14 protein-coding genes are annotated in these 15,626 nt (G+C 73.8%); 13 read left to right on the forward strand and 1 reads right to left on the reverse strand.

Annotated elements, in window-relative coordinates; all coding sequences use genetic code 11:
- Window positions 1-2: 2 nt before the first annotated feature.
- Genes ACSLIC_RS25860 through ACSLIC_RS25870 form a run of 3 tightly spaced genes read left to right on the forward strand, consistent with a single transcriptional unit; the run spans window position 3 to window position 3,744 of the window.
- Complete coding sequence (locus ACSLIC_RS25860; protein WP_436740105.1) at window positions 3-2,222, forward strand: acyl-CoA dehydrogenase; 2,220 nt, start codon at window positions 3-5, stop codon at window positions 2,220-2,222.
- Window positions 2,219-3,091: a MaoC/PaaZ C-terminal domain-containing protein gene (locus tag ACSLIC_RS25865; protein WP_436740106.1), complete on the forward strand. Its 873-nt coding sequence runs from the start codon at window positions 2,219-2,221 to the stop codon at window positions 3,089-3,091. The genes ACSLIC_RS25860 and ACSLIC_RS25865 overlap by 4 nt, the downstream gene beginning before the upstream one ends.
- Window positions 3,088-3,744 (forward strand): PaaI family thioesterase, encoded by a 657-nt coding sequence (locus tag ACSLIC_RS25870; RefSeq protein WP_436740107.1) that lies wholly within the window; start codon window positions 3,088-3,090, stop codon window positions 3,742-3,744. Before ACSLIC_RS25865 ends, ACSLIC_RS25870 begins: the two co-directional genes overlap by 4 nt.
- Window positions 3,745-3,950: 206 nt before the next feature.
- On the opposite strand, the gene ACSLIC_RS25875 is transcribed toward ACSLIC_RS25870, so the two are convergent.
- Entirely contained in the window at window positions 3,951-5,594 is a 1,644-nt protein-coding gene (locus ACSLIC_RS25875; RefSeq protein WP_436740108.1) for a class I adenylate-forming enzyme family protein, read from the reverse strand.
- A 249-nt stretch (window positions 5,595-5,843) separates the two neighbouring features.
- Between ACSLIC_RS25875 and ACSLIC_RS25880 the strand changes: the two genes are divergently transcribed.
- From ACSLIC_RS25880 to ACSLIC_RS25925, 10 genes are all read left to right on the forward strand, one after another.
- Window positions 5,844-6,026, forward strand: a complete 183-nt coding sequence (locus ACSLIC_RS25880; RefSeq protein WP_436740109.1) for an SDR family NAD(P)-dependent oxidoreductase — start codon at window positions 5,844-5,846, stop codon at window positions 6,024-6,026.
- 106 nt (window positions 6,027-6,132) lie between these two features.
- Window positions 6,133-7,368 (forward strand): NADH:flavin oxidoreductase, encoded by a 1,236-nt coding sequence (locus ACSLIC_RS25885; RefSeq protein WP_436740110.1) that lies wholly within the window; start codon window positions 6,133-6,135, stop codon window positions 7,366-7,368.
- An 11-nt stretch (window positions 7,369-7,379) separates the two neighbouring features.
- Window positions 7,380-9,038: an AMP-binding protein gene (locus ACSLIC_RS25890; RefSeq protein ID WP_436740111.1), complete on the forward strand. Its 1,659-nt coding sequence runs from the start codon at window positions 7,380-7,382 to the stop codon at window positions 9,036-9,038.
- Between the two features lie 41 nt (window positions 9,039-9,079).
- Entirely contained in the window at window positions 9,080-10,246 is a 1,167-nt protein-coding gene (locus tag ACSLIC_RS25895; protein ID WP_436740112.1) for an acyl-CoA dehydrogenase family protein, read from the forward strand.
- Window positions 10,247-10,266: 20 nt separating this feature from the next.
- Window positions 10,267-11,223: a bifunctional MaoC family dehydratase N-terminal/OB-fold nucleic acid binding domain-containing protein gene (locus ACSLIC_RS25900; protein WP_436740113.1), complete on the forward strand. Its 957-nt coding sequence runs from the start codon at window positions 10,267-10,269 to the stop codon at window positions 11,221-11,223.
- Window positions 11,223-12,329, forward strand: coding sequence for an acyl-CoA dehydrogenase family protein (locus tag ACSLIC_RS25905; RefSeq protein ID WP_436740114.1), 1,107 nt, complete (start codon window positions 11,223-11,225; stop codon window positions 12,327-12,329). Before ACSLIC_RS25900 ends, ACSLIC_RS25905 begins: the two co-directional genes overlap by 1 nt.
- Window positions 12,329-12,766, forward strand: a complete 438-nt coding sequence (locus tag ACSLIC_RS25910) for a MaoC family dehydratase (protein ID WP_436740115.1) — start codon at window positions 12,329-12,331, stop codon at window positions 12,764-12,766. The genes ACSLIC_RS25905 and ACSLIC_RS25910 overlap by 1 nt, the downstream gene beginning before the upstream one ends.
- Complete coding sequence (locus ACSLIC_RS25915) at window positions 12,763-13,944, forward strand: lipid-transfer protein (RefSeq protein ID WP_436740116.1); 1,182 nt, start codon at window positions 12,763-12,765, stop codon at window positions 13,942-13,944. The genes ACSLIC_RS25910 and ACSLIC_RS25915 overlap by 4 nt, the downstream gene beginning before the upstream one ends.
- Window positions 13,941-14,840 (forward strand): MaoC/PaaZ C-terminal domain-containing protein, encoded by a 900-nt coding sequence (locus ACSLIC_RS25920; protein ID WP_436740117.1) that lies wholly within the window; start codon window positions 13,941-13,943, stop codon window positions 14,838-14,840. The genes ACSLIC_RS25915 and ACSLIC_RS25920 overlap by 4 nt, the downstream gene beginning before the upstream one ends.
- Window positions 14,833-15,621 carry a 2-keto-4-pentenoate hydratase gene (locus ACSLIC_RS25925; protein ID WP_436740118.1) on the forward strand — a complete coding sequence of 263 codons (789 nt, stop codon included), beginning with the start codon at window positions 14,833-14,835 and terminating at the stop codon, window positions 15,619-15,621. The genes ACSLIC_RS25920 and ACSLIC_RS25925 overlap by 8 nt, the downstream gene beginning before the upstream one ends.
- The last annotated feature ends 5 nt before the right edge of the window (window positions 15,622-15,626 follow it).

Below are 15,626 nucleotides of genomic sequence, written 5' to 3' on the forward strand. Positions count from 1 at the left end.
CCATGACCATCGGGCTGACCGAGGAACACCGCGACCTGCGCGACTCCGTGCGGGCCTTCACCGGCCGCCACGTCACGGCGGACGTCCTGCGCGAAGCGGTCGACGCCGAGGACGGAACGCTCCCGCCGTACTGGCGGGCCCTCGCCGACCAGGGCCTGCTCGGCCTCCACCTGCCCGAGTCGGCCGGTGGCGCGGGCTACGGGCTGACCGAACTCGCCGTCGTCATCGAGGAACTGGGGCGGGCCCTGGCCCCCGGCCCCTTCCTGCCGAGCACCCTCGCCGCGGCCATCCTGGACCGGGCCGGCCACCACACGTACCTGTCGGGTCTCGCCGACGGCACCCTCGTCGGCGCCGTCGGACTGCGCAACGGCACGCTCGCCCTGACCCGCCACGAGGACGGCACCCTCACCCTGTCCGGCGAGTCCGGCATGATCATCGGCGGCCACACGGCCGACCTCCTCGTGCTGCCGGCCACGGACGGCGGCACCACCGCGTGGGTCGTGCTGCCGCAGGCCGCCGTGAGGACCACGCACCAGCGCGGCCACGACCTGACCCGCCGCTCCTCCCTGGCGTACGCCGGGACGACCACGGTCCCGGCCGGCGACGTCCTGAGCGTCGGTCCGCATCTGCCGCTCGACCTGGCCGCGGCCCTGTTCGCCGCGGAGTCCTCCGGCATCGCGGACTGGGCCGTGACCACCGCCGCCGACCACGCCCGCGTCAGGGAGCAGTTCGGCCGCCCCATCGGCCAGTTCCAGGGTGTCAAGCACCGCTGCGCGTGGATGCTCGCCCGCGCCGAGCAGGCCCGCGCCTGCGCCTGGGACGCGGCCCGCTCCGGCGGCCCCGGCGCGGTCGACGATCCCCGCGAGGCGTCGCTGGCCGCCGCGGTCGCCGCCGCCACCGGCGTCGACGCCGGCTTCGCCACCACCAAGGACTGCATCCAGGTCCTCGGCGGCATCGGCTTCACCTGGGAGCACGACGCGCACCTCTACCTGCGCCGCGCCCAGACCCTGCGCATCGCGCTCGGCCCCACCGCACGCTGGCGCCGCCGCGTCGCCCAGCTCACCCTGGACGGTGCCCGCCGCCGCCTCGGCGTCGAACTGCCGCCCGCCGCCGAGGCGGTGCGCGAGGAGGCCCGCGCCGAGCTCGCCGCCGCCACCGCCCTCCCCGCCGCCGAGCGGCCCGCGTTCCTCGCCGACCGCGGCTACACCGCCCCCCATCTGCCCGCCCCCTGGGGCAAGGGCGCCGACGCCGTCGCCCAGCTCGTCCTCGCCGAAGAGCTGCGCGCGGCCGGCCTCGAACCCGTGGACATGGTGATCGGCGGCTGGGTGGTGCCGACGCTTCTCGCCCACGGCGACGACGCCCAGCGCGAGAAGTTCCTGAGGCCCAGCCTGCGCGGCGAGATCACCTGGTGCCAGCTCTTCAGCGAGCCCGGTGCCGGCTCCGACCTCGCCGCGCTCTCCACCCGCGCGGTCAGGACCGAAGGCGGCTGGCGGATCACCGGGCAGAAGGTGTGGACCTCCGGGGCCCACGACGCCGACTGGGGCATCCTGCTCGCCCGCACCGACCCCGACGTGCCCAAGCACAAGGGGATCTCGTACTTCCTGCTCGACATGAACACCCCCGGCATCGACATCCGCCCACTGCGGCAGATCACCGGCGAGGCCGAGTTCAACGAGGTCTTCCTCGACGACGTGTTCGTCCCCGACGCCCTGCTCGTCGGCGCCCCCGGCGACGGCTGGCGGCTCAGCCGCACCACCCTGGCCAACGAACGCGTCGCCCTCTCCCACGACTCCTCCCTCGGCTCGGGCGGCGAGGCCCTGCTCGACCTCGTGGCCGCGGCACCCGAGCTGAGGGACGACGAACGGCTCACCACCCTCGGCTCCATCCTCTGCGACGCCCAGTCCGGCGGACTGCTGGGCCTGCGCACCACCTTGCGCACGGTCTCCGGCAGGCAGCCCGGCCCGGAGGCCAGCATCGCCAAACTGACCGGTGTCGAGCATGTGCAGGAGGTGTGGGAGACCGCCATGGACTGGCTGGGAGACGCCTCCCTCACCGGCGAAGGCCCCCGCCAGGACCCCACCTGGTGGTTCCTCAACTCCCGCTGCATGTCGATCGCCGGAGGCACGACCGAGGTCCAGCTGAACATCATCGCGGAGCGCATCCTGGGGCTGCCCCGCGACCCCTCACCCGCCCCCACGACCCAGCAGAAGGCCCGCGCATGACGATCGACCGTGACAAGGCGCTCGGCGCGCCCCCCACCGTCCAGAAGATCTCCTGGACCGCCCGGGACGTGCTCCTCTACCACCTCAGCCTCGGAGCGGGCGCCGACGCCGCCGCGGGACCGGAACTCGCCCTCACCTACGAACGCGGCCTGACGGTGCTGCCCACCTTCGCGATGGTGGCCGGCACCGGCATCTCCTCGGGCACCGCCCCGGCCCCCTCCTTCGCCCTGCCCGGTATCGAGATCGACCTGCGCCGCATCCTCCACGCCGGCCAGGGCCTGAAGGTCCACCGCCCGCTGCCGGCAGCCGGCACGGCCACCCTCTCCTCCCGCGTGTCCGAGGTGTGGGACAAGGGCAAGGCGGCGGTGATCGTACGCGAGTCCACGGCGACCGGGCCGGACGGCGACCCGCTGTGGACCAGCAGGATGCAGATCTGGGCCCGCGGCGCCGGCGGCTTCGGCGGCGAGCCCGGCCCCCGGACCGGGTGGACCGCGCCCGACCGCGCCCCCGACGCCGTGCTCGACGCCCCGACCACGACCCAGCAGGCACTGCTCTACCGGCTCAACGGCGACCTCAACCCCCTGCACGTCGACCCGGAGTTCGCGAAGGCCGCCGGCTTCGACCGGCCCGTCCTGCACGGCCTCGCCTCCTACGGCCTCATGGCCAAGGCGCTCGTCGGCGGAGTGCTCGACGGCGACGCGAGCAGGCTGACGGAACTGTCCGTACGCTTCGGAGGCGTCCTCTTCCCCGGCGAGAGCGTCCGCACCGCGGTCTGGCGTGACGGTGACCGGCTCCTGCTGCACGCCACCTGCCCGGAACGCGACGACGCGCCCGTGCTCGTCCACGGAACAGCGAGGATCACCCCATGACCACCGACCACCCCACCCCCGTTCCCTCCGCACGCGTGGCACGACCGCAGCTGCTGGTCTCCGCCGCCCGCGACGAAGGCGTCGACGCGGCGACCGCCGCCGCCCGGCGGCTGATCGACGCCCTGCTCCAGGCCGGCGACCACACGGACACCGACATGGGGGACGTGACCGAGCAGCTCGACGCTCTCGCCGGCAAGCTCCTGGAGCAGGCCCCGGACCGCGAGGAACGGCTGGTCGCCATGTGGCAGGGCAGCGGGGTCACGCGCCACGACCCCGTCACCGGTCCCGAGAACGCCCTCGCGCCGCCCGTGGAACTCATCGGCCAGGAAGACGGCTCCGTGCGCGGCGTCGTCACCCTCGGACTGCCCTACCAGGGCCCGCCCAGCTGCGTGCACGGAGGGATCTCGGCGCTGCTCCTCGACCACACCCTCGGCGTCGCCAACCACTGGGCGGGCCTGTCCGGCATGACCGCCGAACTGACCTTGCGCTACCGGCGCCCCACCCCGCTCTTCGAGCCGCTGACGGTCACCGGACGCCAGGTCTCGGTGGACGGCGACAAGATCCTGACCGTCGGCTCCCTCATGGCCGGTGACCGCGAATGCGTGACGGCCAAGGGCCTGTTCATCGCCAAACAACTGCCGCGCCCCAGCTGACCCACGCCTGAGCCCCACCCCGGCGCCCTCCGACCACCGGAGGGCGCCGGACGCATGGGGGCGGCCACCCCGCCGGGGCCGACCGGCTCCGGCCGGCGTCCTTTCGGCCACGGACACCCGGCACCCGGACACGGCCGCGACGCGGGGCGCGGAACGAGCCCGGGCCCACCCGCCCGGCCCCGGCTCGGTCCGTGCCCCCCGGGTCTTCAGACGCGGACCTCGCGCCGGATCACCTTCCCCGTGGCGTTCCGCGGCAGGCTCTGGGAGGTGACCCGCCACCGGGACGGCACCTTGTAGTACGCCAGACGTCCGCTCAGGAAGGCGGCCAGGGACTCCTCGGTGAGGGAGGAGCCCGCGTCGGTGACCACCACCGCGGCCACCTCCTGTCCCAGGTCCGGGTGGGGCACACCGATCACCAGGCACTCCTGTACCTCCGGGTGGTCGGACAGGACGTTCTCGATCTCCGCGGGATACACGTTCTCACCGCCGCGCAGGATCAGGTCCGAGCGCCGGCTGGTGAGCCGGAGCCTGCCGTTGCGCACCACCCCGATGTCCCCCGTGTGCAGCCAGCGGTCCGCCCGGACGGACTCGGCGGTGGCCTGCGGATCGTTCCAGTAGCCGAGCATCACGTAGGGGCTGCGCAGGCACACCTCGCCCTCCTGGCCCTCGGGCAACGGCACGCCCGCCGGATCACGCACCTCCAGCTCCACCGCCACCACCGGGCTGCCCAGACTGTCCGGGGCCTCGGCGAGGTCGGCCGGGGTCGCCACGGTCGCGCCGGTGCAGCACTCGGTGAGCCCGTAGCTGTTGGCCAGCGCGTGGCGGGCCACCGGCAGCACCGCGCGCAGCCGGTCGTGGAACGCCGGGGTGGACGGGGCCGACGCCAGTGCGAAGGACGACAGGGACGACAGGTCGTAGCCGCTGAGGTCGCCGTGCTCGATCAGCCGGTGCGCCATCGTCGGCACCGCGCCCCAGTTGGTGACCCGCTCCCGCCCGATCAGCCGCAGCACCCGGTCCACCTCGAAGCGGCCCTCGTACAGCACCACGGTGCCGCCGTCCACGAGCCGGGGGACGGCGAGGTTGTGCAGCGCCGCGATGTGGAAGAGGGGCAGCGCCAGCAGGTGCCGCCGGTCCTCGGGGGCGACCGGGTCGCCCAGCTCCGCCGCCAGAGCGCTGCTGCACCGCAGGTAGTCGATGACCGCCAGCAGGTTGCGGTGCGTGTGCACCGCTCCCTTCGGCCGGCCCGACGTACCGCTCGTGTACATGATGACCGCGGGGTCGTCCTCGTCGATCTCCGGCTTCGGCAGCGGACTGTCCGGGTACCGCCGTACGAGTTCGGGGACGTCCTTCTCGAACGTCAGCAGCGGTACGCGCGAGCCGTCCACCGAGGCCGCCCGCCGTTCGTCGGCCAGGACCACCTTGGGCCGGGTGTGCTCGATGCCGTAGGCGATCTCGGGCGCCGTCCACCAGGCGTTGTAGCCCACGGCGATGGCGCCGAGCGAGACCGTCGCCCAGAACCCGACGATCCAGCCCGGCGTGTTCGCCGCCAGCACCGCCACCCGGTCGCCCTTGCCGACGCCGTACTCCTCCTCCAGGACCCGGGCCAGGGACGCCACCTGACGCGCGTGCTCGGCGAACGAGATCCGCTCGCCCTCGGTCACGATGTAGTCGCGGTCGCCGTGGCGCACGGAGGCGGCCACGACGTCCGCCAGCGACCTCTCCCGGTGCGCGAACACCTGTATCGGCGTGCCGAGCACGTCCTCGCGCACCAGCTCGAAGGCGCCGCCGGGGCCCGTCAGCCGCCGCAGGATCTCCGGCACCGTCTCCTGGTTGTCCGCCCTCGCGTTCATGCGCCTGCCTCTCACCGAGTGGTCGATCCGCACGCATGGTCGCTCCCGGGTCACCGGGGTGAAGCGCGGCTCCCGGTCACCGGGACGGCCTCGCCGCGGCGGTGACGGACCTGCCACTGAGTGGGACACGCGCCCCGGCGCGTCCCCCGCCGTCCGGAACATGAGCCCGCCCGGAGCACCGGACCGACCGGCACCCGCCCCGGGCGCGAGACGGACACCACGGACAGGACCGAGGAGACAGGAGGACCCGTGGGACACCTACGAGGGAAGGTCGCGGTCGTCACCGGAGCCGGCCAGGGCGTCGGGCAGGGCGTCGCCCTCGCCCTGGCCGCCGAGGGAGCGTCACTGGCGGTCCTCGGCCGGACACCGGACGCCCGCTACCTCACCGGCGCCACGGTCCCCCTCGACGGCGGCCAGGCCAACTTCGACTGACCGGCCCCGCTCCTCCCGGTCAGCGGGACGGCCCCCGCCCCTCGTCCCCTCCCTGCATAACGTCGCCACCGCCACCACGACGGGTGTGCGGACGGAGGTTCCCCCCTTGACTCAGACATCGCACCAGCCACCCGGAGCGCCCAACGTTCTGGCTCCCGCGACACTCGGCCCCCTCAGCCTGCGCAACCGCGTCCTCAAGGCGGCGACGTACGAGGGGCTGAGCCGTGACAGCCTGGTCACCCAGGACCTGATCGACTTCCACACCCGGTACGCCCGGGGCGGGGTCGGCATGACCACCGTCGCCTACTGCGCGGTGGCCCCCGAGGGCAGGACGGACCGCCACCAGCTGCTGTGGCGGCCCGAGGCACTGCCCGGCCTGCGCAAGCTGACCGACGCCGTCCACGCCGAGGGCGCGGCCGTCTCCGCCCAGATCGGCCACGCCGGGCCCGTGGCCAACCCGAAGTCCAACGGGCTCCCCGCGCTGTCGCCCAGCCGGCACTTCCACAAGACGACGCTCAGCTTCGCCAGGGAGGCGTCCCGGGCGGATCTGAGGCGCATCGTCCGCAACCACGCCGAAGGCGCCGCGCTGGCCGTCGAGGCGGGCTTCGACTGCGTCGAGATCCACCTCGGCCACAACTACCTCGCCAGCTCCTTCCTCAGCCCCCGCATCAACCACCGCAAGGACGAGTACGGGGGCAGCCTGGAGAACCGGTTCCGCTTCCCCCGGGAGATCGTGCGGGCCGTGCGCGAGGCGGTCGGCGACCGGATCGCCGTCATCGCCAAGCTCAACATGGACGACGGCGTCCCCGGCGGCTTCTGGCTCGACGAGGCCATCCCCGTCGCCCGCACCCTGGAGAGCGACGGCTGCCTCGACGCCCTGGAGCTGACCGTCGGCAGCTCCCTGCTCAACCCCATGTACCTCTTCCGCGGCGACGCCCCGCTGCGCGAGTTCGCGCAGATCATGCCCGAACCGATGAAGACGGGCATCAAGCTCGTCGGCAAGAAGGTGCTGCACAGTTACCCGTACGAGGACGCCTACCTCCTCGAACAGGCCCGGCAGATCCGTGCGGCCGTCGACATGCCGCTGATCCTGCTGGGCGGGATCACCGACCGGCCCAGCATGGACCTCGCCATGGACGAGGGGTTCCAGTTCGTCGCCATGGGGCGCGCCCTGCTGCGCGAACCCGACCTGATCAACCGCATCAGCGCCCAGGCGGACACCCCCTCGCTCTGCATCCACTGCAACAAGTGCTTCGTCACCATCTACGGCGGCACCCGCTGCGTACTCATCGAGCCGCCCGGCGACCGGCCCGCCGCGGGCAAGGCACCCATCACCGGTTGAGGGGGACGACGTTGGCATCCGACACCATCGCCGGACTGCTCCTCGCCCGGAGGGGCGACGACCGGCTCGGCCTGCGCACCCGCGACCAGGACTGGACCTGGGACGAGGTCGTCCACGAGAGCGCGGTCCGCGCAGCTCTCGCACGCGCGCTGCGCACCGACGGCCCGTTCCACATCGGCCTCCTCCTCGACAACGTGCCCGAGTACGTCTTCTGGCTCGGCGGAGCCGCCCTCGCCGGCGCGACCGCCGTGGGCATCAACCCGACCCGGCGCGGCAGCTACCTGGAACAGGAAGTACGCCACACCGATTGCCAGTTGATCATCACCGACCGGGCCGGGCTGAAGCTCCTCGACGGGCTGGACCTCGGCGTCCCGCCGGAGCGGTACCTGCTCGTGGACGAACCGGCCTACGGCCGGGCCCTGGCCGGGCACGCGGCGGCCGAACCCGTCCACGACCCCGAGATCACCGCCGCCACCCGCCTGCTGCTGCTCTTCACCTCGGGTACCACGGGCGCCTCCAAGGCGGCGATCTGCTCGCAGGGCAGGCTGGCCGCCATCGGCCACGGCAACGCCGCCAAGTACGAGGTCGGCGCCGACGACGTCTGCTACTGCCCCATGCCGCTGTTCCACGGCAACGCGCTGATGGCCCTGTGGGCCCCGGCCCTCGCGGCCGGCGCCACCGTCGCCCTCACGCCCAAGTTCTCCGCCTCCGGCTTCCTGCCGGACGTGCGGTACTTCGGGGCCACCTTCTTCACCTACGTGGGCAAGGCCGTCGCCTACGTCCTGGCCTGCCCGGAGCAGGACGACGACGGCGACAACCAGCTCACCCACGCCTTCGGCACCGAGGCGTCCCCCGAGGACCAGGCCGCGTTCCTGCGCCGGTTCGGCTGCCGGCTCATCGAGGGCTACGGCTCCAGCGAGGGCGCCGGCCTGCTCAAGCGGGTGCCCGGCGGGCCGCCCGCCGCGCTCGGCAGACCCGCGCGCGAGGGGGTGCGGATCGTCAGCGCCCTGACCCGCGAGACCTGCCCGCCCGCACGCGTCGACGAGCACGGCCGGGTGCTCAACCCGCAGGAGGCCATCGGGGAGATCGTCGACACGGAGGGCGCCGCCCGTTTCGAGGGCTACTACAAGAACGACGCCGCCAACGCCGAACGCGTCCACCACGGCTGGTACTGGACCGGCGACCTCGGCTACGTCGACGGGGCCGGGTACCTCTACTTCGCCGGACGCAGCGGGGACTGGATACGCGTCGACGGCGAGAACACCTCCGCCCTGCAGACCGAACGCGTCCTGCGCCGCCACCCCGGCATCGTCGCCGCCGCGGTCTTCGGCGTCCCCGACCCCCGCTCCGGCGACCAGGTCATGGCCGCCGTCGAGCTGCCCGAGGGCACCGGTTTCGAGGAACTGCGGCTGCCCGGGTTCCTCGCCGGCCAGCAGGACCTGGGCACCAAGGGAGCCCCCCGCTACGTCCGCGTCTCCCACGCCCTGCCCACCACCGGCTCGGGCAAGCTGCGCAAGAAGGAGATGCAGGCCGAGGGGTGGCGCGCGGACGACCCCGTCTACCACTGGCGGGGCCGCGGAGAGCCTCGGTACACCCTGATGACCGACGAGGACAAGGCGGCCCTGCGCGCGGAGTTCCTCGCCCGAGGACGCGGACGCTTCCTGCCCTGACCACCCCGCCGGCGAGGACATGAGAGGAACGGGAGAACCACATGCGACTGCGTGAGAGCGCCGGGCAGCTGGAGCTGCGACGTGAGCTGAGAGCGTACTTCTCGGGCCTGCTGCCCGAGGACGAACGGCGCCGCGCCGGTGAGGAGGGCGTGGGCGGCCCCCGGTTCCGCGAGATCGTCGGCCGGCTCGGCGCCGACGGCTGGCTGGGCATCGGCTGGCCCGAGGAGTACGGCGGCCAGGGCCGCTCCGTCGGGGAACAGTACGTCTTCTTCGACGAGGTCCAACGCGCCGGTCTGCCCTTCCCGTTCGTCACCGTGAACACGGTGGGGCCCACGCTCATGCGGTACGGGACCGAGGAGCAGAAGAAGCGGTTCCTGCCGGGCATCCTCTCCGGCGACACCGTCTTCGCCATCGGCTACACCGAGCCGGGCGCGGGCACCGACCTGGCCTCCCTCGGCACCCGCGCCGTGCGGGACGGCGACCGGTTCACCGTCGACGGCGGGAAGATCTTCACCAGCGGCGCCAACACCGCCGACCACGTGTGGCTGGCCGCCCGGACCGACCCCGAGGCGGCGAAGCACCGCGGTATCTCCATCCTGATCGTGCCCACCGACGCCGAGGGCTTCTCCTGGAGCCCCATCCGCACCGTCGGCGGCATGGTCGTCACCGCCACCTACTACGACGGTGTCCAGGTGCCCGCCACCGACGTCGTCGGCGAGGTGAACGGCGGCTGGCGGCTGATGACGGCCCAGCTCAACCACGAGCGCATCGGCCTGGCGGCCCTCGGCGGACGCATGATCGAGCTGTGGGAACAGGTCCTGGAGTGGTCCAGGCGGAACGGCACCCTCGAACAGCCCTGGGTCCGCCAGGAGTTCGCCCGCACCCACGCCCGGCTTGAGGCGATGCGGCTGATGAACTGGCAGATGACCGACGCCGTCGCCCGCGACCGGCTCACCGGCGCCGACGCCGGCGCGGCCAAGACGTACGGCACCGAGACCCACATCGACGTGCAGCGCACCCTGACCCAGATCCTCGGCGCGGCCGGGCGCATCCGCCCCGAGTCGCCCGGCGCGGCCCTGGCCGGCCAGGTCGAGCAGCTCTCCCGGCAGGGCATCGTCAACACCTTCGGCGGCGGCGTCAACGAGGTGCTGCGCGACATGGTCGCCGTCCAGGGGCTGGGGCTCCCCCGCAAGGGACGTGGCCAGTGAGTCCGCACCGTGCAGGGGCCGTGGGCGCCGCGGAGTACGAGGAGCGGCTGGAAGCCTTCGTCGGCCGGGAACTGACCCCCCTCACCCCCGGCCAGGACCCGGTCAACCAGCCGATGATCCGGCACTGGACCGAGGCCATGGGCGACACCAGCCCGGTCTACACCGACGAGGCCGCCGCCCGCGCCACCGGACGGCCGGGCGTGGTCGCGCCCGCCTCGATGGTGCAGGCGTGGACGATGCGCGGCTACGCCGCCACCACCGCGCCGGCGCCCGGCCGCCGCGGCTTCGACGAACTGGTCGCCCTGCTCGACGAGGGCGGCTACACCTCCGTCGTGGCGACCGACTCGGAACTGGAGTTCGCGCGCGAGCTGGTACCGGGCGACCACGTCGGGGTGCGGGAGGTCGTGGAGTCGATCTCGCCGGAGAAGAAGACCGGGCTCGGCGTCGGCCGCTTCGTCACCACGATGAAGACCTACCGCGACCAGAACGACGAGGTCGTCGCCACCCAGCGCTGGCGTACCCTGCGCTTCTGCCCGGCCCCGGCCCAGGCGGCGTCCGACGGCCCGCGCCCCCCGCGCCCCCGTCCCGCCCTCAACCGCGACAACGCCTTCTGGTTCGAGGCGGCCAGGGAGCACCGGCTGGTCATCCAGCGCTGCGTCTCCTGCGAGACCCTGCGCCACCCGCCCGGCCCCTGCTGCCCGCGGTGCGGCTCCTTCGCGTGGGACACCGTGCGGGCCTCGGGCCGCGGCCACGTGTACAGCTTCACGATCAACCACCATCCCAGGCACCCGGCGTTCGACTACCCGCTGGTCGTCGCCGTCGTCGAGCTCGCCGAGGGGACCCGGCTGATCACCGGCCTGACCGGCGTCGCCCCCGAGGACGTCACCATCGACATGCCCGTCGTCCTCGACTGGCTCGACGCCGACCCCGACCTGTCCCTGCCGGTGTTCCGGCCCGTCGCCTCGGAGGACCGCTGATGGACTTCTCGCTGGGGGAAGAACTCGAAGAACTGCGGCAGCTGGCCCGCGAGATCTTCACCGACCACGCCACACCCGAACGACTCCGGACGGTCGAGACGTCCCCCGCCCGCGTCGACGACAAGCTCTGGGCGGACCTGGGCGCGGCGGGACTGATCGCCGCCACGCTCCCCGAGGACGCCGGGGGGGCCGGTCTGGACCTGGCCGGACTCTGCGTCCTGCTGGAGGAGCAGGGCCGCCGTGTGGCCCCCGTGCCGCTGTGGCCGGCCGTGCTCGGCGCGCTGGCACTCGCCGCCCACGGCACCGCCGGGCAGCGTGCCGCACTGCTGCCGTCGGCGGCCGACGGCTCGGCCCGGCTCACCCTGGCCCTGGAGGAGTTCGCCCCGGCCCGCCCCCGCACGCCGCGGACCGTGGCCGTGGCCTCGGGCGACGGCTGGCTGCTCACCGGTACCAAGGCCGCCGTGCCCACCGCGGCCGGCGTCCACCACGTGCTGGTCACCGCCACCACCGACGCCGGCACGGGCCTCTTCCTGCTCCGCCGCGACGCCCCCGGCACCACCTGGACGCCGGCCGAGACGACCACCCACGACCTCGCCGCCCACCTGGACCTGGACCGAGCCCCCGCAGAGGCGGTCGGTGCGCCCGGGACCGGCGTGGTGGAGTGGATCACCGGCCGGGCCCGCACGGCGCTCGCCGCCGTACAACTGGGAGTCGTCCAGGGCGCGGTGCGCCACGCGGCCGACCACCTCGGCTCGCGCGAGCAGTTCGGCCGCCCGCTGGCCACCTTCCAGGCGGTGCAGCACCAGCTCGCCGACTGCCTCATCGAGACCGAGGCGATGAGGGTGACCCTGTGGCAGGCGGTGACCGCGCTGGCGGACGGCGTGGACACCGAGCAGGCGGTGCTGGTCGCCAAGTGGTGGGCCGGCGAGGGCGGCCTGAACGTCGTCCACCGCGTCCAGCACGTGCACGGCGGCATCGGAGTCGACACCGACTACCCGGTGCACCGCCACTTCCTGTGGGGCAAGCAGATCGCGACCACCCTCGGCGGGGCCGCCGGGGACCTGGCCCGGCTCGGCGACCTCCTGGCGGAAGGGAAGGCGACCTGATGACGGTGCCGGCGACCCGCACGTACGAGGAGGTGGCGGTCGGCGAGGTGCTGCCGCCGCTGGAGATCCCGGTGACCCGGACCCTGATCGTCGCCACGGCCCTGGCCGGACGCGACTACCAGGACGTGCACCACGACCCCGAGCTGGCCCGCGCACGCGGGTCGAAGGACATCTTCATGAACATCCTGACCAGCAACGGCCTGGTCGACCGGTACGTCACCGGATGGGCCGGCCCGGCCGCCTGCCTCCAGGCGATCCGCGTCCGTCTGGGCGCGCCCAACCACCCCGGCGACACCATGGTGCTCACCGGCACGGTCACGGCCAAGTCCGAGGAGGACCGGCGGGTGGAGATCGCGGTACTCGGCACCAACGGCATCGGCGCGCACGTCACCGGCACCGTCGCCGTACGCCTGCCGCGGAAGGCCGGTGCGCGATGAGCGGTACCGCGCTGGCCGGCCGCGCCGTCATCGCCGGCATCGGCGCCACCGAGTTCTCCAAGGACTCCGGCCGCAGCGAGCTGAGGCTCGCCTGCGAGGCCGTCCTCGCCGCCCTCGCCGACGCCGGTCTCACCCCCGCCGACGTCGACGGCCTGGTCACCTTCACCGCCGACACCAGTGGCGAGGTCCACGTGGCCCGCAACACGGGCATGGGCGAGCTGACCTTCTTCTCCCGCGTCGGCTACGGCGGCGGCGCGGGGTGCGGCACCGTTCAGCAGGCGGCCATGGCCGTGGCCACCGGCGCCGCCGAGGTCGTCGTCTGCTACCGCGCCTTCAACGAACGCTCCGGCGAGCGCTACGGCCTCGGCCAGGCCGGCCGGGCCATGGACACGGGCGCGGACCGGGCCGCGTACTCCTGGATGACGCCGTACGGGCTGAACACCCCCGCCCAGTGGGTCGCCATGTTCGCCCGCCGGTACATGCACGAGTACGGCGCCACCGGCGAGGACTTCGGCCGGGTGGCGGTAGTGGCCCGCACGCACGCGGCCGTCAACCCGGCCGCCTGGTTCCACGGCCGCCCCATCACCCTCGCGGACCACCAGAGTTCCCGCTGGATCGCCGAACCGCTGCGGCTGCTGGACTGCTGCCAGGAGACCGACGGCGGCCAGGCCCTGGTGATCGTCTCCGCCGAACGCGCCCGCGACCTGCCCCACCCGCCGGCCGTGATCCTCGGGGCGGCCCAGGGCTCGGGCGAGGACCAGCACATGATGACCAGCTACTACCGCGAGCGGATCAGCGGCATCCCGGAGATGGGCCTGGTCGGCCGGCAGCTGTACGCGCAGAGCGGCCTGGGCCCCGACGCCATCGACGCCGCGATCCTCTACGACCACTTCACCCCGCTGGTGCTGCCCCAACTGGAGGAACTGGGCTTCTGCCCCGTCGGGGAGGCGAAGGACTTCATCGCCGACGGCCACCTGGAACTCGGCGGCCGGCTGCCGTCCAACACCCACGGCGGGCAACTCGGCGAGGCGTACCTGCACGGCATGAACGGCATCGCCGAGGCCGTCCGGCTGGTCCGCGGCACCTCCGTCAACCAGCCCGAGAACACCGACCACGTCCTGGTCACCGCCGGTACCGGCGTGCCGACCAGCGGCCTGATCCTGGGAGCCGCCCGATGACCGCCCCGCCGGCCGGGTCCCCGCCCGGCGCGCCCTTCGCCGCCTCCCCGTGGCGAGGCCGCGGCCTCGGCACCCGCACGGTCGCCTACACCGAGCGCGACCCGATCCTCTACGCCCTCGCGGTCGGCGCGCGGGCCGACGACCTCGACCTCGTCTTCGAGGAACGCCTGCGGGTCCTGCCGACCTTCGCGCTGACCCTGGCCCAGTGGGCCCCCGACGCCCTCGGCGCGCTCGGCGCCTTCGACACCGGCACCGCGGTCCACGGGGCCCAGCGGCTCACCGTGCGCCGGCCGCTGCCACGCGCGGGGGAGATCTCGATGACGGCGCGGGTCGCCGAGGTGTGGGACAAGGGCGGCGCCGCCGTCTTCGACGTCGAGGTGGAGAGCGAGTACTTCCTGGCGGTCTGGTCCCTGTTCGCCCCGGGCCGCGGCGGCTTCGGCGGGGAACGCGGGCCCGGGAGCCCCCGGCGCCCCGGGCCGGCGGCCGACCGCCGGCTGACCGTGGCGACCCACCCCGAACAGGCCGCCCACTACCGGCTCCTCGGCGACCGCCACCACATGCACATCGACCCGGAGGCGGCCCGCGCCGCGGGCATGCACAGGCCGTTCCTGCACGGCCTGTGCACCCTGGCCGCCCTCACCCTGCCCGCCGCCGGCGTCCTGGGCGCCCACCCGGCCTGCCTGACGGAGCTGGAGGCCCGCTTCAGCGCCCCCGTCTTCCCCGGCGACCGGCTCGCCGTCGACGCCTGGGACGACGGTCCGGGCGGCTTGCGCCTGGAGGCGTCCGCGCACGGTCAGCCGGTCCTCACCGGCGTCCGGGCCCGGTTCGCCGCCACCCCGTCGGCCGCAGGACCCGCGGACGCCACCGGACCGTACAAGGAGACCCCTGATGCTTGACGCCTCGCACCGCGCGGCAGCCGCCGACCTGCTGCGGCTGGCGGAGCGGGACCGGGCCCCCATCGCCCCGCTGACCCGGACGTTCCCCGCCATCGACGTCGTCGACGCCTACGAGATCCAGCTGCGCAACGTCCGCAGGCGGCTGGAGCAGCCAGGAGTGCGGGTGCGCGGCCACAAGGTCGGGCTGTCCTCGGAGGTCATGCAGCGGATGATGGGCGTGGACGAGCCCGACTACGGCCACCTCCTCTCCGACATGGTCCTGTCCGAGGACACTCCGGTGGAGACGGGCCGCTACTGCTCCCCGCGCATCGAGGTGGAGATCGGCTACGTCCTCGGTGACAGCCTGCCGGGGGAGGACTGCACGGAGGAGGACGTCCTGGCCGCGACGGAGTACGTCGTCGCCTCCCTCGAACTCATCGACAGCAGGATCACCGACTGGCGGATCGGGCTGGCCGACACCATCGCCGACAACGCCTCCTCCGCCGGCGTGCTCCTCGGCGCGAAGCGCGTCGCGCCGGGCGGCCTGGACCTCGCCGACCTCGGCGTGGTGCTCCACCGGGGCGACGAGGAGATCGCCCGGGGCCGCACCAGCGCGGTCCTGGGCGACCCGACCGTCGCGGTCGCGTGGCTGGCCCGGAAGGTCGCGGCGTTCGGGGTGCGGCTGGAGGCGGGGCACGTGATCCTGCCGGGCTCGTGCACCGCGGCCGTGGACGCGCGGCCGGGGGACGAGTTCCGCGCGGAGTTCGAGGGGCTGGGCGACGTCTCGGCCCGCTTCGTCTGACTCCC

Origin of the sequence: Streptomyces sp. BBFR102, from assembly GCF_051397025.1 — a bacterium.
GTDB lineage: Bacteria > Actinomycetota > Actinomycetes > Streptomycetales > Streptomycetaceae > Streptomyces.

Excerpts from the sequence above, each read along its gene's own strand:
- ACSLIC_RS25925 (WP_436740118.1), top strand. The coding sequence starts at position 14,833 with ATGCTTGACGCCTCGCACCGCGCGGCAGCCGCCGACCTGCTGCGGCTG.
- ACSLIC_RS25870 (WP_436740107.1), top strand. The coding sequence starts at position 3,088 with ATGACCACCGACCACCCCACCCCCGTTCCCTCCGCACGCGTGGCACGA.
- ACSLIC_RS25865 (WP_436740106.1), top strand. The coding sequence starts at position 2,219 with ATGACGATCGACCGTGACAAGGCGCTCGGCGCGCCCCCCACCGTCCAG.
- ACSLIC_RS25905 (WP_436740114.1), top strand. The coding sequence starts at position 11,223 with ATGGACTTCTCGCTGGGGGAAGAACTCGAAGAACTGCGGCAGCTGGCC.
- ACSLIC_RS25910 (WP_436740115.1), top strand. The coding sequence starts at position 12,329 with ATGACGGTGCCGGCGACCCGCACGTACGAGGAGGTGGCGGTCGGCGAG.
- ACSLIC_RS25920 (WP_436740117.1), top strand. The coding sequence starts at position 13,941 with ATGACCGCCCCGCCGGCCGGGTCCCCGCCCGGCGCGCCCTTCGCCGCC.
- ACSLIC_RS25895 (WP_436740112.1), top strand. The coding sequence starts at position 9,080 with ATGCGACTGCGTGAGAGCGCCGGGCAGCTGGAGCTGCGACGTGAGCTG.
- ACSLIC_RS25915 (WP_436740116.1), top strand. The coding sequence starts at position 12,763 with ATGAGCGGTACCGCGCTGGCCGGCCGCGCCGTCATCGCCGGCATCGGC.
- ACSLIC_RS25860 (WP_436740105.1), top strand. The coding sequence starts at position 3 with ATGACCATCGGGCTGACCGAGGAACACCGCGACCTGCGCGACTCCGTG.
- ACSLIC_RS25875 (WP_436740108.1), bottom strand. The coding sequence starts at position 5,594 with ATGAACGCGAGGGCGGACAACCAGGAGACGGTGCCGGAGATCCTGCGG.